The following is a 25,191-nucleotide window of genomic DNA, read 5'->3' on the forward strand; positions in this document are numbered from 1 at the left end:
TTTGCACACTGTTTTTGTACAAATGCGCCTTGTAAGTTAATGATACGCTAATTTTGGTCTTTTTTATTTTTGAAGAATAATTTTCCTAAACCAATACTTACTATCAATAGAAAACCACTGATTGACCAGATTGGCGAAACAACTTCATTTGCTTTTGGCAAAGTGCCAGAAGTGTTGGTTTTCGTTGTCGTTCCACCTGTTGCTGTGCCCTTTCCTGTGCTGGTTACACCACCAGTCCCGCTAACCGTGCCATGATTTCCATTGTTGCCTGTAGAGTTGCTACTGATTGGCTCTTCTGCCATTGCTTCAATGGCTTGTGCTAAAATACTTAAACATTTGTCCACAGCTTCTTGCGTCGCATTTGGGTCCTCAACAAGTGCTTTTGCTTGTTTAATTGCTTCAGCTAAAGCTTCTTGCGATGCTTTTGTAAATTGTTTTCCTGCTTTAGGTTTCAAGGTTTCTGCTTTTTGAAGCAGTTCTTTCAACTTTGTTTTATCCGTTTGAAGGACTTGTTCCTCTAAACTATCCAAAGCAGTTTTTACATTTTTTTCAGCAGTATCAATTTGTTCTTGCCGAGCATTTTTATCAGCTAAAATGCCTTCCGCTTGGTCAATTGCTTCAGTTAAGCGCGCTTTAGACTCGCTGGTAAATTCTTTTCCGGCAGATGGTTTGATTGCTTTTGCTTTGGCTATCATTGCCTCTAAGGCTTTTTTATCTGTAACTAATGTTTCTTCTTGTAACCCATCGATGGCGCTAGTTAATTCAGCAACCGCTTCATCAATCATTTTTTGATTAGCTGCTGGGTTTTCCAATGTGTTTTTAGCTGCTAAAAGCGCTTTTTGTAAATCTTGTAACGAGGAGGCAGTAAATTGGTGCCCTTCACTTGGAGTGACTTGCTGCGCTCGTTTGACAACTTCTTGTAATTGGTCTTTATTTACAAGGGGTACTTCTTTTAATTGAGCCATTGCAGTTTCCAATGCGTTTAGAGCCTCTGAGACTTCTTCTTTTGTCGCCGTTTCTTTCGCTACGATTGCTTCAGCCGCTTGAATTGCTTCTTGCAATTGTTTTTCTGTTTCTTTTGTAAATTGGTATCCTTCTTCCGGCTTTTTTCCTTGGGCTTGAGCGATTCGTTCTTTTAAAGCTTCCTTATTAACGGCGACGGGTTGTTCTTTTAATTGTGCAATTGCTTCACGCAATGTTTTAGTCGCTTGGTCTATTTCTTCTTGGGTAACTTTTTCTTGAGCAAATACTTTTTGAGCTGCTGCTAATGACTCTTCGAGAACTTTTTTAGTTTCTTCGGTGAATTCTTGCCCATCACTTGGTTTTTTCGCCAGCCCCTCTTGAATTGCTTTTTCTAAATCAGCTTTATTCGCTACATTAGGCATTTTTTCCAACTGTTCTACAGCCTTTTCTAGATTTTCCACAGCAGCAGAAACGTCTGTCTGTGTGGCTTGTTCATTGGCTAGAACAACTACTGCCTCATCTAAGACTGGTTTAAAAATTGCCCAAGTTTCAGGCGTATATTCTTTTTCGACACGTGCTTGATTTAGCGTAATTAGCGCTTGTAATAACTCTTTATCTACTAGCTCTGTTGGTTTCACCGTTACAGAAAAATCTGAAAGTGTGGCTTGTTGGAATCCTTGGCCTACTAATAAGCCTTGACTCATATCAAATTGTAATGGCTGCTCAACAGTTGTCGCACGTTTTACGCGAGTTGTTTCTTTTACTTTAACTTTAAAGGTAACTAAGTCCATTGAACCATTTAACAATTGTTTATTTCCTTGATTACTAAGAACTAAATATAGATTCTCCACATCATTTGAATGTTTCCGATATTTAGAATAATTTTCCATTTGTTTTGTATTATTCGTGGTTGCAGGCTGACCGACAAGTTCAAATTTGCTAGAATCAAAGGACATTTTTGTGCTTAACGCATTAATGTTTTTTAAGTCTTGACCTTTAAGTGTAAAGGTTAATGTATCGCCAGGAAGATAGGTATCCTTGCCATTTTCATTAACCACAGCAAGGGATAAACCGCCCGCAATTTCTTCGACATCAGGTATCTCAATCCCACCATCTAATTGTCGTAAAACATAACTGATATCATAAGCATCAATTACCCCATTTTTATTTAAATCGCCTTTTTCAACATAGCCATTAAAGTCACTGTCCACCGATTCTAAGCCTGTATAGTTTCGATAACTCATTGCATCATTTTCATCAATCGTTCCATCGTTAGTAATGTCTCCATGTAAGATTCCTTCTGTTCCTGGTTGTTTGTAAAAGAGCATCTCACGACCAGAGCCAAAATTACCCACCGATTTTAATACCTTCATTTCAACAAAACGATACGCTTGGTCCTTCGTTTCAATGGTTTTTGTCAAAGCATCTTGCTTCCAGTTAATAGGTTCTGAAAACTCTGTCCAATTAGCTCCATCTTTCGACGTCCGATACTGGAGTTGCAAAATATTTCCGTTGCCGGCATTGTCTCTTGGCAAGTATTCAATTTTATCCATTTGATACTCCGCACCAAGATCAAATTTTAAAGTCAAGAAATTTCCATCACTTGGATTAGCGATGCCGGTTGACCAGTTCGTATGCCAACCTGTACTCAAATCTTTATCTGTTAATTTCTTCAATTCTGCGCCTGGTTGTTCTGGTAAATTACTTGTTGCTTTGACTTGATTAATTGTTTCTTTATAGGGATCATCTTGTGTTTTTCCTTTAATCGGTTCACTCCATTCAGAGACCCCGTTTTTTCCAACAGCTCGAACTCGAAAAGTATGTTCGCTTAGGAAGGAAAATCCATCAAATGTTGCTGTATTCGTTTGAATATTTCCGAAAACAGTCCCGTCACGCTCTACTTCATAACTTGTTGCCTCAGTTACTTGATCCCATTGAAGAGTCAAAGAAGATGGCGTTGTTTTTTCTTCATTGATTGCGACATTTGCCGGAATAGTTAACTGATCATCGACCGTTGTATTTCCTCCGTCAACCGTTCCTTTATTAATGAAACCTTTGACAGTTATTTGAACATCTTTGGCGGTCACAGATTGTTTCACTAGTTTTACTGATAACGCTGATTGGTTCAGTTTTTCTCCTGAAGCTTCAGAAAGATACTGATTCACTTGGAATTCTTTATCAAAATAATATAGATTTGTGCCAGCTGAAAATTCTTCCTTATTAGCTGCTTGTTTCAAGGTTACTTCTGTTCCCCCCACCATTGCTGTTACGCTTTCGGGTGCTTCTGAAGCTAGCAAATCAAGCGTGGTGCTTCGTTCATCAACAAAGCCTTTGTAACTTCCTTTTGTCGGTTCGATAGTAACGGTCAGATCCCCTTTTTCGTTTGATTTAGGGCCTTGACTATTTATTTTAGTCGTAGCTGATTGCCCCGCTTCATAACTAGTTGAAATTCCGTCATCTTCATACATATTAAAAGAAGTGGCGCCATTTGGATAAATCAAGAAAGATCGTTGATCCCGTTGGATTTCCTTTGGATTGTTGTTTGGATTCGTCATTGGGATAATACTGCCATCTTTGACGAAAACGGGCACCTTCCACAGCGGTGTTTTTACTCCATTTAAGACACGGCCACCTTGATATTTTTCGCCTGTAAATAAGTCAACCCAGACTTGTTTTTCATCTGGTAAATAGATTCCATCACGGATTGAATTTCCTGCCTCATCTTGATTGCCATTATAAATTGGGGCAACGAGTAAATTGGGTCCCCACATATATTGGTATTGAGAATCTTTTGTATATGCTGTTCCTTCATTAGGAAATTCTAAAGCCATGGCCCGTACCATTGGTAGTCCATCAACTGATTCCTTGGCAATACTGTAGTTATAAGGCATCATCATTGATTTTAATTTTAGATACGCTCGGTTCAAATCTGTGGCTTCTTGATCAAAAGCAAATGGCGTTTTCGGATTGGAGCCCCAGCCGTCCATATTTAGCTGTACTGGTGTAAAAGTTTTCCATTGGAAATCACGTATATTGACCTCTTTATTTTTTCCACCAAAAATTCCATCCATATCTGAACCAACATTTGGTTGGCCAGACAACGAAGTCCCGATATATGTTGGGATATGGAAGCGAATATATTCCCATTGACCACCAGTTTGATCGCCTGTCCAGATCCCAGCGTGCCGTTGGGTTCCGGCCCAACCATCTAATGAGACAATCATCGGACGAACTGCGCCATCTGTTTCTTTTACAAAAACATTCGCAGCATCTTCTACACCATTTAAGCCAAAGGAATACCCATACCCAACCCACGCCACGTCAGTTTTGAGAGCTTTAACACCAGCGACACTAACTTCTTTCGCAATATCCCGTTCTCCTTTTTTAGGATTTTTAGGATCCGCTGGATGGAGATTAGATTGGGTCCAGAGCCCCACTTCAACACCATTGGCTTGAGCATAATCAGTAAATTCTTTTAAGTTTTGTACATCGCCGTCCAATGAATCTGTTTGGCCATAGCCAGCACCGTAGCCGTCATTTGGCAAGAACCACCCTAATGGCATATCGTTTTTCTTATACCGATCAATGACTGCACGTGCAGAAAATTGATAATTCTCTTTTTCTCCATTTAAAGATTCTAACGTGCCATTTAAGTTTCCTAAATCGCCTGGTTGGTATTCTTTGTAAAAATTACCATCTTCAAACTTAACTGCTCCCGCGGTTCCTTCTGCTACTTTCACCCAATAGTCCCGATTATACGCGTTTAAATGTGCTTCATAGAACCCGTATTCTGGCATCAAAGCTGGTTTCCCGGTTAATTCATAGTAATCTTTTAAAATACCTGCTGAGGAATCATTAAAGAAATAAAAGGCATCAAAATCTGTTCCTTCGTGCGTTGTTGTGGTTGTTTGTGGATCATGACTTCCAAAATCATAGTTGCCAGGTTTCCATGTATTTCGAACAACGCCATACCCTGCAGTTGACCAATAAAATGGGTTAGGCGATGCTACTCCGCCATCTACCCAATTGTTCGTATTGACAATCTGGATAGCTGTTCCTTTATGCGTAAATCGACCATTTTGAGTTCCTCCGCCAAAATAATTTTCTTGACTACTTTGTTTTAACGTTTGTGTAGCTTTATCATTTTTAAAGGATAGCGGAGCGGTTTCTTCTAAAATGACTTGATTCTTTTTCTTGTCTAGAACCTTCATTAAAGCGCTTTCTTTTTCGAATATAATTTTTAAACCATTATTTTCTAGAATAAATTGGTTTCCTGAATCTGTGACGTTCGTTTGCTCAAAGGCTTGTGTGCCATAGTCGGCCATTGTTTTAGCCGTAATTTTCGCAACATGCTTTGGATCATTTGGCGTTGGATATTCTTCAAATTTACCAGTTGGATCTAGATGATAGCGAAAAAGATGGTCGTTTAAAATACTAATTTGTGCTTTTTTGCCAGAAGCATACGTAATGACAAAGTTTTTCTCCGCTTTTTCAATCGACACAATTGCTCCGACTGACGTTGCTGAATCAGCTACGTCTTCTTTTGCTGTTTGCTCTTGCGCATCAACCACTTGAGAATCCATCGTAACAAACGAATGGAACGCCAATACAGACGAACTCACTAATAAAAATGTCAACCAGTGCTTTTTACCGTAAATTTTTTTACCCTGATACTCTTTGTTCATTTTTTCCTCCTTAAAATTGCTCCCCATAGAATAGTTCCGACACAATTACTCACAAAATCCAAAACCCAACAAAGTTTTATCCAGATGAAAAGTCATAACGATTTTCTTAGTTTACTGAGACTGTTAGAAAGTCAGTTTCAGTAAACCTTCATAAACACATCCTTTCAATAAATTATTAAATGAAAACAATCCATTTTCATCTTATATAAAAATTTTAGTACAGAATCACAATTTCCTTATGAATGCGTTTTCATTTATTGACTACCAATTTTTCACTTTTTTAATAACATAATTATCGTATGATGGTTTTTTTGTGTTTGTCAACGGTTAATTATAGCAGCCACCATTAACAAGTATTAACCCTTGATAAACCTGTTAATTCACTTATAATGATGATTTTATTGCGAAAATATCTACATCAGAAAAAGAAAGACTTTTTTCAAAAATCTAATACCTGTTGCTCAAATTTAGTCTATTTAAAAACAATCAACACCCTCCTGCTCAGCAAGAGGGTGTTGATTACTCGTTTTTTAGTGATTGATTTGACTTGCTGGTGTGAAAAGCAAACTAATGATGATGCCAACTATCAGTACCGCTAGCAATATAAAAATTAACTTTCCAAACCGGTGATAGGGATTGATCGAAAGCCCAATCCCATAAACTTTCGGAACCCACAAAGGAGGCGTTGGATTATCTTTTTGATCTTTATAGGCTATCTTTAAAATCTGCCACGCAAAATACAACAATGGTAAAACCATAATTACCCCAACTATACCTAGCCATTTTGCTAATAAATCACTGGTATGCAAAAGACTGATTGTCAGAATTGGTACAAACAAAAGAATAAAGCTAATTGTGGCTCCCACTTGTGCTTGCTTAAGCAGTCGTCTCTCACGGAGAGTAAGATTCGCAAACATTCCATCCACCCTTTCATGGTTTTCAGATTAAATCAACGAATCGCTAAAAAACTGAATTAACTGCGAAAATCAATGACCATTCGCCCGCGAATTTTTCCTTGTTCCATTTCTTCAAAAATAGCATTAATTTCTTCTGGTTGGCGTGTTTGACAAACAGGAACAACTTTTCCTTCTGCACCGAATTGGAAAGCTTCGCTTAAATCTTGACGGGTTCCAACTAACGATCCGACTACGTGAATGCCATCAAGAACAAGACGTGGAATAGATAAATCCATTGTCTCAACAGGCAATCCAACGGCGACAACCGTTCCTCCCGCACGGACTGCATCGACTGCGCCATTAAATGCTGATTTAGCTACCGCAGTGACTACTGCTGCATGGACACCACCAATTTCTTTTTGAAGTTGTGCAGCAAAATCAGGATCTTTAACTGGATTAATTAAAAGATCAGCACCCATTTCTTTCGCAAAAGCTAACTGATTATCATTCACATCAACAGCTACTACTTTGGCATTAAAGACATGCTTGGCATATTGTAAAGCTAGATTACCTAGCCCACCTAATCCTGAAATCATTAGCCATTGACCTGGACGAATCCCAGATTCTTTTATCGCTTTGTAGGTTGTTACCCCTGCACAAGTAATAGAGGAAGCTGGCTCTGATGCTAAATTTTCTGGCACTTTCACTGCATAACCGTCTGTGACGATGCATTCTTCGGCCATGGCACCATCAACTGTATATCCAGCATTTTTTACTGAACGACAAAGCGTTTCTCGACCAGAAGTACAATATTCGCAATGCCCGCAGCCTTCATAAAACCATGCAACAGATGCACGATCACCAATCTTTAAACTAGTAACGTCTTTTCCAACCTCCGTCACAATCCCAATTCCTTCGTGACCTAAGGTACAACCACTAACATCGCCAAAATCTGCATTCTTAACGTGTAAATCCGTATGACAGACACCACAGACTTCCATTTTCAACCGCGCTTCATTATCTTTCAATGGACGCGATTCTTTTTCAACAATTTTTGTTGTTTTTCCTTTTGCTGCGACAATTGCTTTATACATGGTTCTTTCCTCCTTGTTTCTATTGTGAATCATTGAACAATAATAGTATAATACTACTTTCCAAAATAAGGAACACCAATGACTTGCGTAAATTAACGCTAATTTGACAGTTTATCCTTGCTAGATAGCTATTCTTCCCTTATCTCATAGATAATTCATACTAGCATGATTTTTTCTGCATAATTGTCAACTATTTTAAAGGCAGGTTTTACAACCTCATTTTTCCCTTCTTTTTTCCCAAGATATAGCAGACGGTACCTAAAATAACTAGAATTAAAAAGGCCATGAGGTACTTAAGCCAGTGAAGGTTTTTGGCTTTATGATCAACAGAACGCTTATTATACTGATCAGCTTGCTTCTTGTTTATCGTGAAATCTTTTGAGAACGTCCAGCTCCCCTCATGGTTTTTCAACTTAATGGTATAGGTATAGTCTCCAGGTTTAAACGAATCTTTCAGTAAAATAGGTAGGTCAAACCTTGTGTTTGGTGCAAAACTCAGATTATTTTTCTTTTCGTGAATGATCGTTTTGTTTGTTCCTTTTTCTTTAACAAAAAAATCTCCTTCGACTTTTGACAATAACTTCCGCTGTGGATTTTTAATTTCCATCGAAACAGTATTGTGGCGGTTAATTTGCCCAATTTTAACAGAACCACTTTCCAATTTTGCAGGTATGGTCTCTGCTGTTTCATTCACCCGAATAGCAATCGTATGCATATAAACATTTTGAATCCCACCCTTGCTTTGGTCCCCAGCTATCTCTACAGGTCGAATCGTCACTCCACCTAATAAAATTCCTGAGAATAACTTTTCTGGCATCGTTATTTGAAAATCAATCGTTTGTGATTGTTTACCAGGAACACTAATGTCCTTCCTATTGGGACTAATCAAATCACTAAGTACCAAACTCATCGATGGATCTTTTTCAAAGCTACTTTTTGTATAGTCAACTATCCCATTACTATTTGTTGTTGCTGTATTTACCTGAACTTTAAATTTTTGAGGGTTCGGCGTAGTATTGGTTATCGTTAATTTGAATGTATCTTTTTGTTTCGGAGTTAATGTCATATCAAAAAAATTACTGGTTTTGTTATTTTGAGTTGCTCCGAAAACGGGTGTGACTGTATACGCATTCGCATTGTCAATTGTTGCTGAACTATTGGTATTAGACGGATCTGCCCAGGCACGCATCGCTCCACCTAAACAGAGAATAGTCAATATAAAAAGTATCTTTAAAATTCTTTTCAATTTATCTGCCTCGTTTTCTTACATCGTTTTATGTTAAATTCTTAGGCGGGTGCTCCATCGATGGCATTCCAGACGATGGTCCCAGAGTAGGTATTTGCAGCAATACTTTTAGGTATATTTAACGTTGCATTTAAATCGGCTGTCGTGACAGTGTCTGATAAACGGATATCACTTTTATCTAGCGAAATAATGGTTGAAGCATCTGTGGTTAAATCAACGCCCGTAAAGGTACCTTTTTCAGAAGATCCGTCAGGTTTTTTAGTGTCTAAATGAAGTGTCATTCCGTCTAAGCCGGTGACACCTTTTCCTTTATCTTCTAAATTCGCTGTCAGATACCAACCTGTATTCGTTGTCCCACGATTATCATTAATGATAAGTTGCGACTTGCTTTGATCTGGTTGCGTATGATCTTGGCCGTCTTTTGTCACCGTCCCAAAGTTAATTTGTGCTAATGGTGTAATGGTTAATCCGCCACCTAAAACCGACACATTCGCTGTGGTATTGGTATTATCAGCCGCATTTACAGTTTGTTGACCAATTAAAAAGATCCCCGTTCCTAAAGTGACAGTTAAACCAATTATTTTTTTATTCATTATTTTTCCTCTTTTCTTTATAAAGTCCGACGATTAATGTACTTCCGAGTACCACGATTCCTAAAATCGTCTCTTGAGACGTAATCTCGTTTGTTTTTGGTAAAAAATTAGGTTGTCCTCGTGAAGTTGGCATATCGTTAGTCTGCGGTATAAGCTCATTGGGATGCGGAACAATATCCTCACTCTCTTTCACTATTACCATGACTTTTGTGCCAGCTTGTGCGTCAGTTGTCTTGTCTTCAGCTTGTGCTTGAATTGGCAAACCGAGAATAAAGGCAACAAACAATAAATCATAGATGAACCATTTCACAGCTATTCCCTCTTTCCTTACGGTGTTGCTTCTAAGTTCCAAATTAACTGAGCTTCATATTTATCAGCAGGTGTGACTTTTGAAATAGTTAATGTGGGCAATAATTGTAATTTCGTCAAAACTTTTTTATTTTTGATAGATTGGTTACTTACGCCAGCTACTAATTGTTGCTCATCGTTAACCATGATATTTTGCTCAGTTGTTACATAATCGACTGACTTTGGATTTAGCGTGAGATCAAGCCCTGCGTCTTTCCACGATTGTGTTTTCTGATCATTTAAATTATAGGCTACTTCAAGCTGCCAGCCAGTTGTCCGATTAGGATCCCCCGTATCTTCAATGTTCATCTCACAACTTTTTAATGTCTGTGTTTGATCTTGGCCATTAAATTTTACGTTCTCAAAAGGCATTAGTTGTTCAGATAAGTGATAAAAGTCTAGACGATTAGAGTAATAGTAGGTCCAATCAACAGTAACACTTTTACTAAAACCTACTATTTTAGAGATATCATAAGTAATTCTATAGATGCCCGCTACTTCATCGTTTACCTGATCAGGCGTATAGCGAATCGTTATCTTGCTATAAGGAATAGACTGCCCATCATTATCTGTTGCACTATCAAAAAGACACTTTGGATCGAAGGGCGTTCCCACAGAAAAGCTGCCGTTATGTGCACCAATATGAGCTGAAGAGGGAATGACTTCTAGTGTAGTCTGCGCCTCTAATCCTAGGTATATATAATCAATTTCATATTTACCAACCACTTTTGTATCCACCGTATCTACTGGAACCTTTTGCTCTCCGTCCATTTTATATATAGTGACACTTACGTCTCGAAAATCACCTTTTTTACCGTCTGGTGTTTGTAGGCTAGTCACTTCACTTTCTGGTTGCCATTGAGTATATTGATAAATCGTATCTTGAGATTTAACTTTAATTTGCGCTTGATCAATGTGTACAGCTAAACTTTTCTCATTTGAGTAGCTTTTAGATGTATCATCAACATCAAGAATTCTAAACGTTAATGTGTAATCTCCTGAAGTTGGTAAAGCATCTGCTAAACAGTTAAAACTAACACAATCATCTGTGACTGGTAAATTTTTTAAATCTTGCTCCCCAATTTTATGAAAATCAGTTTGAGCAGCACCTGAAATTTTTTCTTCAATCTGAACTTTTCTAGTTGTCAGAGCCTTAACGGTTAGTTCTACTGGTATCTTTTGTTGCGGGTGAAATGTTGTTTGACCTTTAACAAAAGCTGCCTTTTCTAAACTTGGCACTTGGTATGGATCTGTTGTGACGCGCATATATGTTTTATCTGTGGGCTCTGAAGAATCCGTTCCTGGCGGATTGACTAACGGCCGCCCACAACCATCTTTGCCACTAAACAAATAAGTCGTTAACCCGTTTTGTTGTTGTGAAGAGACATTCACATTGGCCTTAGGATCAACTGTGTGAGTATGAAAATTAACTACGCGCGCAAACCGTTGAGCAACATACCCATCTGTCCAATTAAGCGGATTGTCTTGTCTTTGGTTCATCGTAAACTTTGGTGATAAAAAATCCCCTGGTAACATCGTTTCGCTTTCAGGTATTTCAGGATATTTAGAGGCATCTTGGGTATTGTAATTGGATAATGGATTGTCTTTATCACCGCTGTCCCATGGCGAGATATAAGAAGACCAAGTAGCCACTTTCCCGGTGATTCCAGTGATAATTTGATGATTCAAATTATTTGGATCATGATTTGCTGCTGCCGCTAAACTTGTCGCACGTAACCACATATCCGGACTAAGCAATATCCAATTATGATTAACCGTATTCGTTGTATCTGATTCGTAAGTTCGACCAAAAAAATCTGCCGACAACGAAAATTGATCACTTTCAGTGCCATCCGACAAAACATTTGATACTGGTAAGCGATGTTTCGTTAAATTTTTATTGAGGGAATAATCCTTTGAATCGCCATCCTTCATTAAAGTAGCTACATCTAAATCAAAATGAAGTTCAAATTTTATGGCCGATTTGTCAGGTTCATGTCGCCAAATTTCATAAAGTTTAGTAAAAGAAAAATTAATAGTGTCCCCCCGTTCACAAAACATCACCTGATGCTCAGTATCAATTCCGCTATAATCTTGATCAGGATCACCCCATCCCGGTGAACCATCTTCTGAAGAACCGTTAAACGTCCGCATTCCTTTTGTGTTAACAATTGGTATTTGTGTGTTTTTTTGTCCACTAATTGAATAAAAATTTTCTGGATTATCCGCAAAAGCCTTGTCATAAGCCGCTTTAAAATTATCTGCACTTATATTTTCTGGCAAATGAAACATCAGTCCATATTGCATTCCTACAGTACCAAAAGAAAGAAACTTCAATGCTTCTGTATGAGAAGTGTCCACTGTTCCGTATAATTTTACGTGTAATTTTCCTCCAAATGATCCATCAGGACCACCACCGTCATGGCTTATCTCCATTCCATAAGGTAAATCAGTTCTCAAATCAATGGCTATCCCTCCCGCTTGATAGAGCGAAGCTGCCTCGCATTCTTGAAAATGCACGCTCAAAAAACAAGAAATCGATACCAATAGTAGACAAGAGTAAAAGAAATAAGCAATGCTTTTTTTTCTTTTGTAGGTTGGCATTTTCATTTTTAATTGTTCGTTGATTTTTTTCATTGCTTACTCACCTTGACCTTTTTTGGAATTAGAAACTAAATAATAATTATTCTAACTACTGCTAGCTTATCAACATTGAAATTGCTTTGCCACACACAATTAATGTATAAGGCTGTACATTAATTGTGATGGCCGCTTCTTATTGCGCTTGTGTTAACATATCAATACAAAAATTTAAAGAAAGTAGACTACAATGAACCTAAATTTTACTTTTGGAGGTCCATAACATGTTTCCATCCTACCTAACGAATGAGCTAGAAATTTTATTTTATATAGTCAAGCGAGCTCATACGTCATTAAATGAAATTTCTTCCAATTTAAAAATTTCAAAAAGAACGGTCAAGGAAAATCTGATAAAAATAAATCAAGAATTCGAGGATACTTATCAAATCCAACATTTTATTGTCTCTAACAATAATGGCATTGTTTGTGTAAATCCAGCGTACCGAAAAAGCGCGGTCGAATACGCCTACACGTTAAAACTCAATCTTTTAAAAAACAATGTACAATTTAATTATTGCGTACAATTGGTCACACATTCTTCCATTGATAAAAACGAATTAATTAAAGTTTTATATATTTCTGAACATTATCTGGTAAAAATCACGAAACAACTGAATAACTTTTTTAAAATTTTTGATATAGTAATCGTTAGTATTAAGGGTATTTATCAATTAACTGGCAATGAATTATCGATTCGAGTGTTTTCTTTCATTTTCCTACAAGATTCCTTTCAAGAATTGGCTTGGCCTTTTTCTAAAATAAGTCTTGAAGAAATAAAAAAAAGTCTACCCGATGAACTTCTTGAACGATCCTATAAAAATGTCCGAATGAAGAAAAGAGCGTTTTATATTTTATATGCGATATTTAAAACTAGAACAAGTGCACAAAACTTCTTAAAGATGCCGCACTCTAAAAACCTGCATTCTTTTTTTATTCTGATCAATCAATACAGTCATGTGACTTTATTTTTTCTTGAACACTCCTTCGCTGACATTCAATGCGAAACAAGAAAAACTGAAATTTTATACTTTAATTTTTTATCTCGCATTTTTATCCCTTATATCTTTTCGGAAAAGCAAACGAAACAAATAGAAAAATTATTTATAGAATCTAACCATCCTTATTGTGTCTTATCAAAAAAATTATTTAAGCAAGTAGCCTACTTACTGACAAATCAGCATGATTATCAATACGTTTACTATCTTTCTATTTTTAATGCTTGGTACTTTTTAACGGAGGGCAATTATTATACTTTTTTAACACTTTATTTACCGCAGCCAGAAATTTGTACTCCGTCAGATGTGGCATACTTTAATCGAATAAAAGGAACGGTGGCAAAATTAGTTCACCAAGAAACGCATTTAGAGTTACTCAGTCAACTGCTTTACACATTGTCTGTGTCCGAAAAAAAAGTACAAGTGAGAATCTATTTACAAATTATCAAAGATTTTTATGCAAATTATTTTATTAAAACACGGTTATCCTCCTTATATAATACAAACGCAATCTCTATTACCGAAGACTTCACAAATGCGGATATCATCATCACAGATTCCTTCGAAAAAGCTACTTCTAATCAAGATATTTTCTACTTAGATTCCATTGAAAATGAAGAAAGTTGGCATGAGCTTACAGAATTTATTCAACAAAAATATATGGCTAAACTTAATGTTGGACTATAATTGTGAGTTTTCTTAAAAAGAGCAAATTTGAAAAAAAAATTTAGAGGTGTATACTAGCAGAGGAATAATTTTTTAGCTTCTAATAAATTTTTAAAGAAGGAATGTTTTGTGAAATTATCTATCAAAAAATTTTTTGAGGTTTTCTTAGAATCGTCTTGGGCGTATAGTCGCCCTATACTAACTTTTGATACAAGACAGAACTTGTTTGCCCTTGTTCTTAGTATCATTATTGCAAATGCTGTTGGTGCTGTTCTAACAATAGTCTTTCCTTTCGCTTTTGTTTTAGTAAATGTTGGTAGCTTTTTGGGCACTGTAATTTGTGTCTTACCACGACATGGCTCTCCACAAAGAAGTGCCATAGATGGTATTTTAATGATTTTTATTGGTGCCAGTCTGGGGATACTTTTACAGTCGTCAAGTATATTCATTATTTTATTATTCGTCCTTGGTTTGTATTTTTCAGGGATTGTGAGAAACTTTAGTATTGGTCTGTATATCCGATGTCTCTTTGGGACCATTTCTTTACTAGCTGGTGCGCAATTAAAAGGCAATTTGTCTATTGGTCAAACTTTTGAAGGTCTGGGTGCAATAATTTTAGGTATGTCCATCCTTTGTTTGTTCTATTGTCTTTATTCTAAGCCGCAAAATAATGAAGCACGAAAATTAGTAGCCGATTTATATGAACAATTATATTTATTAGCACAAGGAAAACCCGCACGCTATGTCCATTTCAGAATAAAAGTACGCGAATCTGTTGAAACAATGCCCTGGGTCAATCATCAAAAAACACCATGGATTTATCCCTTGGTTTCACAAGCAGATGCAATTGCAGGCTCGTTAGATTCAACCAATGCAGCTGAAAATCTTCCTGCTTTAAAAGCAATTCAACTCTTTTTAAAAGGAGAACAATTAACCCTGCCTCTTCAAGAATTTGCTTCAGCAAACACCGAAATAAAATCAGCAATCCTTCTGATACAAAACGAACAATCCTTTAAAAAAATCTCATTTAAATCTTTCTTACCCACAAAAGAAGGACTTGCAGAAGCCAAAGAGATCCTTCATTCTTACAAAGGCAGCTCTGCTAGATTTGCAATTCGTTTAGCTTTAACAGGTTTAGTTTGTCATTTTTGTTCGCTTATTCTTAATTACATGTACCCTTTGCCTTTAGCTAATCACGAATTCTGGGTAGTTATTTCTGGTTGTTTAATGGTTATGCCAGGTTATCATGGTACACTCGGTAAAATCACTTCAAGAACTATTGGTTCTATTTTAGGTGGTTGTTTAGGCATTTTTTTGTCTCAATTAATTGCTAACTTAACAAACCTAAATCCTTTATGGCCAATGCTATTGTCTTGTTTGCTAGTTATATTGTATGAAACCGTCCGTAAATTAAGTCAAGCATTTCTAATGCTAAGTGTGACCACTTGGTTAACTTTCACATTAGGTGGTAGTTCTGCAGGCTATACAAGAGTTTTTGATGTAATTATTGGTGCGCTGATTGCTTTTGTTATGTTTTTTATTTTCCCAACATGGCATAGTCAAGTATTACGTAAAAATATCAATAGTTGGTCAAAAACGCTCAGCTCTATTTTGCTAGCGTTAATCAATGAAGAGACCACGTTACCAAGTGATGCTTGGGTACTAGCTTATCGAGTACAACGTAGAGTAAACTATTCTATTCAAGAAATTGTTCTTGAATCTCCTATTTATAGTAACGATGCCTCTGCTGAAAGCTTAATGCAACAAAAACAACTAAATGATCAACTGTTGGAAATGCAAACTGCTATGGAAGAGCTTCTTTTAGAACTTATGAAAACACAACACTACTTAAAAAAATTAACGCCAGTTAGGCCGGACACACTAAACACTGAGTTATTTAACTATTCACAGCAAATACTTTCACTCACGAATCCCAAAAATAATCGACTAATCAACCAGTCCAAACAATCCATTTATTTTCCTCAAATTGAACAATCACTGGTAATCTTAAAAAATTCTACAGCTAATTTCTTTTTAGCAAATATCAAATGATTAAATAGACAAAAAGCCTAGGAAAAATCCAAAGGGAATTTTTCCTAGGCTTAAAAGTTGATAAACTACTGGCAGAGTAATCAATGAAAACAACCGACCTAATCGAGCAGAAAACTTGGTTTTTGTAACGGAATACCCCTGTCCTGACTCCGTTACACCGTCTCAATTTTATAAACTTATCTGTCTAACATTCACAAAAAACTTTTTTTCAGTTTCTGTGAGGATATCATTCATTCGGCCAGATTTAAATCCTTCTAAGTCAAAAGTTACATAATTAAATCCTTGTTTTTTAAGATAATCTGCAATTTTTTCTCTGTTTTCTAATAACAGAGAAAGTTTGTCTTCTGGAATTTCAATCCGTGCTAAATCATGATGTGCTCTGACACGGACAATTGGAAAACCTATTTCCCGTAAATATTTTTCACTAGCAAATACTTGATCGATAGCTGAGCGTGTTAACTTAATGCCATAAGGAATTCTTGAAGCAATGCTACATGAGGCAACTTTACTCCAATTGGAAATACCTGCGTCTTTAGCAAGTTGACGTATTTCAATTTTATATAATTTAACTTGTTGTAACGGACTGATGACCCCTTCTTGATCTCTTGCTCTTAATCCAGGACGAAAGTCAGTATTATCATCCATAATCATCCCATCGGCCAGAACATCAAATCCCTCTTTCTGAATAGCCGAACGAATAGTTTTATATAATAATTTTTTACTGTAGAACCAGCGGCATTTTCTAAAGAACAATTTAAAGCCTGTAATAAACCATCTAAATATGGTGGCTTCCCTTCTTGATCCCACTTTATTTTATCAGCGACAAACAAAACTAAATCTATGTCCGAATAGTTTTTCTTCAATGTTGTATGGCATTCAATCGCTGATAAAATTTCATTGTCTTCAATACCAAAATCCATTTTCGCAATAGACTTAGAAATTTTTTGATGAATTATCATTGGAAAGGCCATTTCTGCTTCGTTTAATTCAATCCCATATTTTTGTGCGACACTAATTCTCTGATTATTTGGATAAACCGCAGAGATATCATGCAAATATCCTGTAATACTTACTTTTTCTGGACTAGTTAAATATTTTTCACCGAGTTGATAGGCATACTCTCCAACTTCCATACAATGATAATACGTCTTCTCACAGTTTTTACTCACTAAATATTGTTTAATTTCATTTTTCAACACCTGTTGATGATCCCTTTCCACAGCCCTTTCTCATTCCGATTACTCTTCTAGATAAATAAAGTATACTCCTTTCATCCTCTAGCAACCTTTTATTTTTTATTAAATAAACAACTAACTAAATTGAAAAAATTGAAACTTTTTGGTCCTCAAATTCGTCTATAACTAATAGGACGTTCAATTTTGTATAACGTGGAGGTGTATTTTTTAACTTTTTCATTAACCAAAGAGGAGTGAAAGTATGCGACATAAGAAAAGAAAATTCAAAATAAACGGGTATGTATTATTTAGTGCGTTAATCCTCATTGTTCTTGTTTTCATTCAAACGTTCCTTTTAACTCAACCCAAGATAACAAGTAAAAATGATGATACTGTGCAGACATTGACTAAAAATTCAACTGCAAAAAAAGATTCCCCGACCAAGTTAGAAAAGGAATCAACACACATGACTATTTCATCAAAAAAATATGCTTACTCAGCAGACAAAATCAGAAAATATATAACTGGAGAAGAACCTTACAAAGATGAAAAATTAGTCTTCTTGACTTTTGATGATGGCGTTAATAATCAAATAACACCACAAGTCCTAGATGCATTAAAAAAGTATAACGTCCACGCAACTTTTTTTCTTGTAGGAAATACCCTAACTTCCGAAAATCAAAACATAGTGAAACGTGAAGTTGCAGAAGGGCATTCAATAGGTTTTCATAGTTCAACTCATGATTATGCAACGTTATATCCAAACGGGATTGTCAACACTGAAGAAATACAAGCGGAAATAGCAACCATGGAGAACTCTCTTAAAAAGATATTGGGCGAAACATTTCAAACAACTCTCTGGCGATACCCAGGAGGTCATATGTCATGGGGAGGTACAGAAAAATCTGATGAATTATTCAAACAACTTGGCATCCATTGGATTGACTGGAATGCGATGGTTGGGGATGCGGAGCCGTTAGACAGACAGCCTACTACAGTCGCAGAAATGCTCGCTTTCCATCAACATTCACTTGAGGTTTATCCGGATTATAATATTAGAGTAGTCTTAATGCATGATTCAGTAGATAAGGAATTAACAAAACAAGCATTGCCACAATTAATAGAGTTTTATCAAGCAAATGGTTATCAATTTGGCGTGTTATATTAAAGCAACTCGGAACACTAAAGGAAGCATTTCTGGTCTTAGTCAATGTTGATTTTCTACTTAATTACACACAAAAACACCCTCTTGCTCAGCAAGAGGGTGTTCGTTTGTCGAATAGTAAAGATTAACGACGGATTTCTTTGATACGAGCTGCTTTTCCGTGTAATGCGCGTAAGTAGTAAAGTTTTGCACGACGTACTTTACCGTAGCGAACCACTTCAATTTGAGCAACACGTGGTGTGTGTAATGGGAATGTACGTTCCACACCAACACCATTTGAAACTTTACGTACTGTGTAAGTTTCGCTGATTCCAGCACCACGGCGTTTAATTACAACACCTTCGAATAACTGGATACGTTCACGAGTACCTTCGACTACTTTCGCATGAACGCGAACAGTGTCACCAGGGCGGAACGCAGGAATATCCGTACGTAATTGTTCTTGTGTTAATTCTTGAATTAATGGATTCATTTTATCCTTCTCCTTATTCCCAAATATTCTTATGGTCACTTCTGCCACAGCGGAATATTGTAATAGTTAGAGCGCATTGCACTCACCAAATTAGTTTACCACAGACAAAATAAGCTGTAAAGAGAATTTTCTTGAAAGTTCCCTTATTTTTGCTCTTCTTGTTTAATTTCCTCTAATAACTTCAACATTTCAGGCGTCATTTCTACTGATTCCAACATGTCAGGTCGACGCAAAAAGGTCCGTCGTAATGATTCTTTTAGTTGCCATTCTGCAATTAATTTATGGTTACCATTCGTTAGCACGGCAGGGACTTCCATATCGTTGAAAATAGCAGGTCTAGTATATTGTGGATGTTCTAATAGGCCAGTGGAATGTGAATCCGTTTGTGCAGAAAGATTGTTACCTAAGACATCAGGTAATAAACGGACTGTCGCATCAATCATGACCATTGCGCCTAATTCGCCCCCTGTTAAAACGTAATCCCCTAATGAAACTTCATCTGTGACCATCGTGCGAATTCGCTCATCATAGCCTTCATAATGTCCACAAATAAAAACTAAATGTTCTTCTTGTGAAAATTCCTCGGCCATTTTTTGATTAAACGGTTTTCCTGCCGGATCTAATAAGATGACCCGTTTTGGTTGCTGGTTTGTCTCTTCTTCAATTGCTTTTAGGTTATCATAGATCGGTTGTACTTTTAAAAGCATCCCCGCGCCACCGCCATACGGATAATCATCGACCGTTTGGTGTTTGTTATCTGAAAAATCGCGAAAATTAGAGACATTCAATTCTAATAACTGCTTTTCCCGAGCTTTCCCAATAATTGATTCCCCCATTGGTCCTTTAAACATTCTAGGAAAAAGAGTTAATACATCAATTCTCATCGTCAATCAATCCTTCTGGAATGTCCACATCAATCCGTTGATTTTCGACATCGACTTTTGTAACAACGCCTTCAATATACGGTAAAAGTAAATCTTTTTTCTTTGGTCGTTGGACGACCCACACATCATTCGCACCAGGAGATAAAATTTCTTTAATTTTTCCCAGTTCACTACCGGTTTCATCGTAAACAGTAGCACCAATGATTTGGTGATAATAAAATTCGTCCTCTGCCAATTCAGCGAGATTGTCTTTTGCAACTTTTAAAATACCGTCACGATATTTTTCAACATCATTGATATTTGGATGTCCTTCAAAGCTTAAAATGTCAAAATTCTTATGCTTGCGGTGGGACTTCACGACCAATTCAATTGGTGCTTTTTTCTCTTGAAATAACAGTAACGTTGCCCCTTTTTGATAACGTTCTTCTGGAAAATCCGTTTTCGAAATGACCCGAACTTCCCCTTTGATTCCTTGTGTGTTCACAATTTTTCCTACATTTAAATAATCTGTCACGTGAAAGCCTCTCTTCCTTGTATTTCATCTTTCCTATTCTACCATTTCTTACGCGCAAATTCTATGAAAAAACAAAGGCCAACTTTTCCAGTTAGCCTTTGTTTTTATTAATTCGTTAAACCAGTTAATGTGCCATAAATTAAAAATAAATTCAATAACGTCAAGGCAATAGCAATAATCCAAGCTAAAAATTTCACCCACGCTGGATTCGCAAATTGGCCCATTAATTTTTTATCACTTGTATACATCGTTAAAGGAATAATCGACACTGGCAAAGCAATACTTAGGAAAACTTGCGTATAAAGTAACAAGTCTTCAACAGCCGTTTCGCTACCGCCATAAATAATGACACAGATAATGACTGGCACAATTGCTAACAAACGAGTTAACACTCGTCGTGCCCACAACGGCATTTTTAAATGGATAAAGCCTTCCATTACAATTTGTCCTGACAGCGTACCTGTAATCGTTGAATTTTGACCCGAAGCCAGTAAAGCAATTGCAAAAAGAATACTTAACACTGGGCTAGCAATATTACCAACAATATCTGGATTTTTCAGAGCATCAAATAAATCAACAAATTTACCTAATTCACTGTTGGTTCCATAAAATAATGCTCCCCCTAGGATTAGCAGCAAACAATTTACGACGAAAGCGACAGTTAATTGAATATTTGAATCCCAAGTAGTGAAACGAATTGCTTTGGCTTTCTCAGCATCATCGTTACGATCAAATTTCCGAGCTTGCGCAATGGAAGAATGCAAATATAAGTTATGAGGCATGACTGTCGCTCCAACGATTCCCAAGGCTAAAAATAACATGGATTTATCTGTCGCTATTTTTGTGTCTGGAATAAAACCTCGTAATACTTCACCAACATTTGGATCTGCTAATGCCACTTCATAAGCAAAAACAAAAAAGATGACTGCAATTAAACAAGAAACAATTGCTTCGATTTTGCGAAAGCCTAACTTTGTCAGTAGCAAAAGTAATAAAACATCAAACGTTGTTATCAACACACCAATTAATAATGGAAAACCAAATAATAATTGTAAAGCAACGGCACCACCAATTACCTCAGCGATATCTGTTGCCATTATGGCTAACTCCGTCACCACCCACAAGGCAACGCCCGTTCGTTTACTTGTATGCTCTCTAGTCGCTTGGGCTAAATCCATTCCTGTCACGATTCCTAAGCGCGCAGCCATACTTTGTAGTAACATGGCAACTAAACTAGAAAGCAAAATCACACTAAGTAACGTGTACTTATATTCCGCTCCGCCAGCAATTGACGTAATCCAATTTCCTGGATCCATATAACCAACAGCCACTAAAGCGCCAGGTCCGCTATAGGCTAGCAAAGTTCGCCAAAAGCTTGCGTTTTTAGGTACCTCAACGGTATTATTTATCTCTTCTAAACTAGGTCCATTTGCATAATTAAGCATTTTTTCCGTTTTCTTTTCTTTCATCCAACATCCCTCAATCTATCTTGTTCACACATTTCACTTTTAGGTACACCTAAAACTAGTTAACATAATTATAGTCTTCTTATTCTTCGTTGTAAACTGTTACATTCTAATTTTTTTAAGCACTTTCGCTATAAATCGTTTGGTTTTTACCAAAAAATCCCTTACACTTATTTTATCATAGATCGGAGGTTATGAGGATGAAGTTAGATATGGTCGGTATTATCGTCAACGATATGACACAAGCACTCTCTTTTTACCAAACGCTAGGTTTTAACGTGCTGGGAGAAGCTTCGCCTGATTACACAGAATTACAAAACAATGGCGTCAGGATTTCTTTAAATTCACTACAAATGATTACTGGTGTCTATGGGTTTGCGCCTAGTCAGCAAGGCGATAAAATCGAACTTGCTTTTCTTTGTGAAACGGCCGCAGAAGTTGATAACACCGTGAAAAAAATGAGCCAAGCTGGTTACATTGTTTTTAAAGAACCTTGGAATGCACCTTGGGGCCAACGATACGCAATCATTAAAGACGTGGATGCAAATTTAATTTCACTCTTTGCCCCTCTATAATATTCCTAAAAGATGCGCCACTTTCGTTTCTTTAACTCTCTTTCGAAAGATCAGTGCAGAATGGGTCTTAAGTAGGATGTCTTTTCTGTCTCTTTTTTTGTATAATAAACTTATCAAATGATGCGTATCTTACAACTTTGTTCGTTTGCAGAAAGAACAAACGATGTTTTTTATTGATAAAAAGTTATATACTAAAAGTACGATGAGTATAACTAAAGGAGATGAGAAATGTGAGTGTTACCCTATCTAGAAAAATTGTTAATATTATTTCCATTTTGGGCATTGTTGCAACCATAATTGCAACCATCTATTTTATCCGATTAGGTGTCTTCAAGGACATCAATGCACTAAGAGGACTAGTAGGGCAATCTGTCATTCTCGGTCCGATTATTTTCATGTTAATTCAGATTATTCAAGTGGTTATTCCGATTATTCCTGGTGGTGTTAGCTGTGCTGCAGGGGTCTTGATTTTCGGGCCAACAATGGGCTTCGTCTATAATTACGTTGGTATTGCACTTGGCTCTATTATCATTTTCTTATTAGGCCGTAATTATGGGAAACCATTCATTATGAGCCTTGTCAGTGATAAAACATATAACAAGTATATCGGTTGGTTAGACAATGAAAAACGTTTTGAACGATTGTTTGCTTTAGCAATTTTCTTCCCGATTGCACCGGATGATGCGCTTTGTTTAATGGCCGGTTTAACAAAAATGTCTGTGAAAAAATTTACTCTGATTATTCTATTAGCAAAACCTGCTTCTATCTATTTATATAGTCTTGCGTTAATTTATGGCGGAACATTTTTAACTAGCTTACTGGGAATGTAAAATAAATAAAAAAGCGAACGGACTAAATCAAAACTCTGCCTGTGTCAGTTTGATTTAGTCCTTTTATTATGGAATTTTGGTAGAAACTGGGGGACTTTTGATGTTTAGTTATTTTAAAAATAGTATTGTGAATACGCTAGATTTTCTTAAAGGGACAACGGCGTATTTTCGCGATGTGCTCTTGATGCACGGATTTATGTTATTCGTTCTATTGCCTTTATTGACAAGTTTGTCCAAATTGGTACTCAAAGAAGGTGGGATTGATTATATTTCCTACGATAACTTAGGGGCAATTGCTACGCAACATCCCTATGTCCTTTTGACTTTTCTACTAATTGGGCTGTTAATTTTATTGGCACTCTTTTTTGAATTTACCTTTTTATTGCTTAGTGTCTATTTTATTAAGAAAAAGCAAGCAATTACTCTAACGCAATTATTGCACGGCACCTTGCTTCAGATCAAAAAAGTTCGAGGAATTACCTTTCTGTTTTTCCTGGCATATTTCTTTTTGATTTTACCATTAAGTGGGTTAACCTTCCGCTCTTATTTATTAACAAGAGTTAAGATTCCAGCCTTTATCTTAGATTTTATTTTTGCAAATCGCGTCATTATTATTATTGGTTTCGTATTGTTAGAACTGATTATCTTATATTTAGCGATTCGACTTGCTTTTGCCCTTCCAGAGTTGATTTTACGTGATGTTGGTTTTCGTGAGTCTTTAAAACGTAGTTGGCAAATTACAAAGCGGCGCTTTTTCCAGATTTTAGGGCAATTTATTATCATTGGAGGAACTGTTTTAGGGATTTTTACGGCTGGCTATTTCTTGATATTTTTAGGTCAAACCGCCGTTGAAACGTTTAAACCTGAGTGGTCTTTACCTAGCGCTGTCATCGCTATGACGCTCCTTCAGGTTATGATGCTCTTAAACTTGGTGTTGTCTAGTGTTGCTATTTTTTACATTATTGTTGATGATATGGAGGATGAAGGGATTTTGCCTGACACGCCAGAATGGTTCACCCCGAAATCAGAGGTTCGGGTAGAATGGACCACCTTCAGAGTCGTTCTTTTTTGTTTGATTGCAATCATCTTCGGAATTGGTGTAGGCACCTATAATACGAATTACCTAAGTCATACACCTGACCGAAAACCGGTTACCATCTCCCATCGTGGTGTCAATGGTAACAATGGCGTTCAAAACACCTTAGACTCTTTAATCGAGACCAATAAGGCAAAACCTGATTATGTTGAAATGGATATTCAAGAAACCAAAGACCATCAATTTATTGTCATGCACGATTTTAATTTACGGGCGTTAACGGGTGTTAATAAACGACCAAATCAATTAACACTTAAAGAATTAACGAACATGAATGTCACAGAAAATGGTCAAACTGCTAAAATGGTTTCTTTTGATGATTATTTAGCCAAAGCCAATCAATTAAAACAACGTTTATTAATTGAAATCAAAACCACGCCTCAGGATAGCCCTGATTTAGTGCAGCGCTTTGTCAAACAATACCGTGAAAATATTTTAGAAAACGGTCATATCCTTCATACCTTAACCTATGATACGGCGATGGCCTTAAAGAAAGAAGAACCACGCTTTTATGTAGGCTACGTTATTCCTTTCAACATTGTGGGACCGCCTAAAATGCCAGTTGACTTTTTTACTATGGAATACAGTACAATGAATCGTAACTTTGTAAATGCCGCTCATCATGATGGGAAAAAGGTTTATGCTTGGACAGCAAATGATGAAGATGTTATGACGCGAATGATTTTTTATGGCGTCGATGGCATCATTACCGATCAGCTCAGTCTACTGAATGAAACAATGAAAACTGATTTAGAAAATCCAACATACTCCGATAAACTGTTGAATTTCGCTATTGGAATGGGTTAAAAAAAGAGCCAATCTGCTGAGCAGATTGG

At 36.7% G+C, this 25,191-nt stretch carries 18 protein-coding genes and 1 pseudogene; 6 read left to right on the forward strand and 13 right to left on the reverse strand.

The window, feature by feature from the left end; all coding sequences use genetic code 11:
- Positions 1-47: 47 nt before the first annotated feature.
- The 7 genes from IGL07_RS08305 to IGL07_RS08335 form a co-directional block, all read right to left on the reverse strand.
- A complete protein-coding gene (locus tag IGL07_RS08305) occupies positions 48-5,675 on the reverse strand; it encodes a TIM-barrel domain-containing protein (RefSeq protein WP_025189548.1) in 5,628 nt (1,875 codons plus the stop codon).
- Positions 5,676-6,178: 503 nt separating this feature from the next.
- Complete coding sequence (locus IGL07_RS08310) at positions 6,179-6,574, reverse strand: hypothetical protein (protein ID WP_002361986.1); 396 nt, start codon at positions 6,572-6,574, stop codon at positions 6,179-6,181.
- Between the two features lie 47 nt (positions 6,575-6,621).
- Positions 6,622-7,638 (reverse strand): alcohol dehydrogenase AdhP, encoded by a 1,017-nt coding sequence (gene adhP, locus IGL07_RS08315; protein WP_010817394.1) that lies wholly within the window; start codon positions 7,636-7,638, stop codon positions 6,622-6,624.
- 208 nt (positions 7,639-7,846) lie between these two features.
- Positions 7,847-8,827, reverse strand: coding sequence for a DUF916 and DUF3324 domain-containing protein (locus tag IGL07_RS08320; RefSeq protein ID WP_025189550.1), 981 nt, complete (start codon positions 8,825-8,827; stop codon positions 7,847-7,849).
- A gap of 98 nt (positions 8,828-8,925) precedes the next feature.
- Positions 8,926-9,477, reverse strand: coding sequence for a hypothetical protein (locus IGL07_RS08325; protein WP_002357217.1), 552 nt, complete (start codon positions 9,475-9,477; stop codon positions 8,926-8,928).
- Positions 9,470-9,829: a hypothetical protein gene (locus IGL07_RS08330; protein WP_025189551.1), complete on the reverse strand. Its 360-nt coding sequence runs from the start codon at positions 9,827-9,829 to the stop codon at positions 9,470-9,472. The genes IGL07_RS08325 and IGL07_RS08330 overlap by 8 nt, the downstream gene beginning before the upstream one ends.
- Complete coding sequence (locus IGL07_RS08335; RefSeq protein WP_010817396.1) at positions 9,805-12,462, reverse strand: bacterial Ig-like domain-containing protein; 2,658 nt, start codon at positions 12,460-12,462, stop codon at positions 9,805-9,807. The genes IGL07_RS08330 and IGL07_RS08335 overlap by 25 nt, the downstream gene beginning before the upstream one ends.
- A gap of 227 nt (positions 12,463-12,689) precedes the next feature.
- On the opposite strand from IGL07_RS08335, the gene IGL07_RS08340 reads away from it, so the two are divergent.
- Positions 12,690-14,147, forward strand: coding sequence for a helix-turn-helix domain-containing protein (locus tag IGL07_RS08340; RefSeq protein WP_002397404.1), 1,458 nt, complete (start codon positions 12,690-12,692; stop codon positions 14,145-14,147).
- A gap of 108 nt (positions 14,148-14,255) precedes the next feature.
- Complete coding sequence (locus IGL07_RS08345) at positions 14,256-16,178, forward strand: FUSC family protein (protein ID WP_438747290.1); 1,923 nt, start codon at positions 14,256-14,258, stop codon at positions 16,176-16,178.
- Between the two features lie 184 nt (positions 16,179-16,362).
- Here IGL07_RS08345 and IGL07_RS08350 read toward each other — a convergent pair.
- Both IGL07_RS08350 and yqeK read right to left on the reverse strand, forming a co-directional pair.
- A pseudogene (locus IGL07_RS08350) lies at positions 16,363-16,910 on the reverse strand (ATP-dependent sacrificial sulfur transferase LarE); the annotation flags it as partial.
- Positions 16,826-17,398: a bis(5'-nucleosyl)-tetraphosphatase (symmetrical) YqeK gene (gene yqeK, locus IGL07_RS08355; protein WP_025189552.1), complete on the reverse strand. Its 573-nt coding sequence runs from the start codon at positions 17,396-17,398 to the stop codon at positions 16,826-16,828. The pseudogene IGL07_RS08350 and the gene yqeK, both read right to left, overlap by 85 nt.
- Positions 17,399-17,615: 217 nt before the next feature.
- Between yqeK and IGL07_RS08360 the strand changes: the two genes are divergently transcribed.
- Positions 17,616-18,521 (forward strand): polysaccharide deacetylase family protein, encoded by a 906-nt coding sequence (locus IGL07_RS08360; protein WP_010817400.1) that lies wholly within the window; start codon positions 17,616-17,618, stop codon positions 18,519-18,521.
- Between the two features lie 121 nt (positions 18,522-18,642).
- Here IGL07_RS08360 and rplS read toward each other — a convergent pair whose 3' ends face one another.
- The 4 genes from rplS to IGL07_RS08380 form a co-directional block, all read right to left on the reverse strand.
- Positions 18,643-18,990 (reverse strand): 50S ribosomal protein L19, encoded by a 348-nt coding sequence (gene rplS / locus IGL07_RS08365; protein ID WP_002357176.1) that lies wholly within the window; start codon positions 18,988-18,990, stop codon positions 18,643-18,645.
- Between the two features lie 143 nt (positions 18,991-19,133).
- A complete protein-coding gene (gene trmD, locus IGL07_RS08370) occupies positions 19,134-19,874 on the reverse strand; it encodes a tRNA (guanosine(37)-N1)-methyltransferase TrmD (RefSeq protein WP_195526145.1) in 741 nt (246 codons plus the stop codon).
- Positions 19,864-20,388 carry a ribosome maturation factor RimM gene (gene rimM / locus IGL07_RS08375; protein WP_002360070.1) on the reverse strand — a complete coding sequence of 175 codons (525 nt, stop codon included), beginning with the start codon at positions 20,386-20,388 and terminating at the stop codon, positions 19,864-19,866. Before rimM ends, trmD begins: the two co-directional genes overlap by 11 nt.
- A 107-nt stretch (positions 20,389-20,495) precedes the next feature.
- Positions 20,496-21,857: an Nramp family divalent metal transporter gene (locus IGL07_RS08380; protein WP_002360069.1), complete on the reverse strand. Its 1,362-nt coding sequence runs from the start codon at positions 21,855-21,857 to the stop codon at positions 20,496-20,498.
- Positions 21,858-22,054: 197 nt separating this feature from the next.
- Here IGL07_RS08380 and IGL07_RS08385 point away from each other — a divergent pair, with 197 nt between their 5' ends.
- From IGL07_RS08385 to IGL07_RS08395, 3 genes are all read left to right on the forward strand, one after another.
- Positions 22,055-22,429, forward strand: coding sequence for a VOC family protein (locus IGL07_RS08385; RefSeq protein ID WP_002381774.1), 375 nt, complete (start codon positions 22,055-22,057; stop codon positions 22,427-22,429).
- A 221-nt stretch (positions 22,430-22,650) separates the two neighbouring features.
- Positions 22,651-23,259 (forward strand): TVP38/TMEM64 family protein, encoded by a 609-nt coding sequence (locus IGL07_RS08390; RefSeq protein WP_002383106.1) that lies wholly within the window; start codon positions 22,651-22,653, stop codon positions 23,257-23,259.
- A gap of 100 nt (positions 23,260-23,359) precedes the next feature.
- On the forward strand, positions 23,360-25,162 hold the full coding sequence (locus IGL07_RS08395; RefSeq protein WP_002377127.1) for a glycerophosphoryl diester phosphodiesterase membrane domain-containing protein: 1,803 nt from the start codon (positions 23,360-23,362) through the stop codon (positions 25,160-25,162).
- Positions 25,163-25,191 lie beyond the last annotated feature (29 nt).

The sequence above is a fragment of the Enterococcus sp. DIV1368f genome (assembly GCF_051712245.1).
Classification (GTDB): domain Bacteria; phylum Bacillota; class Bacilli; order Lactobacillales; family Enterococcaceae; genus Enterococcus; species Enterococcus faecalis.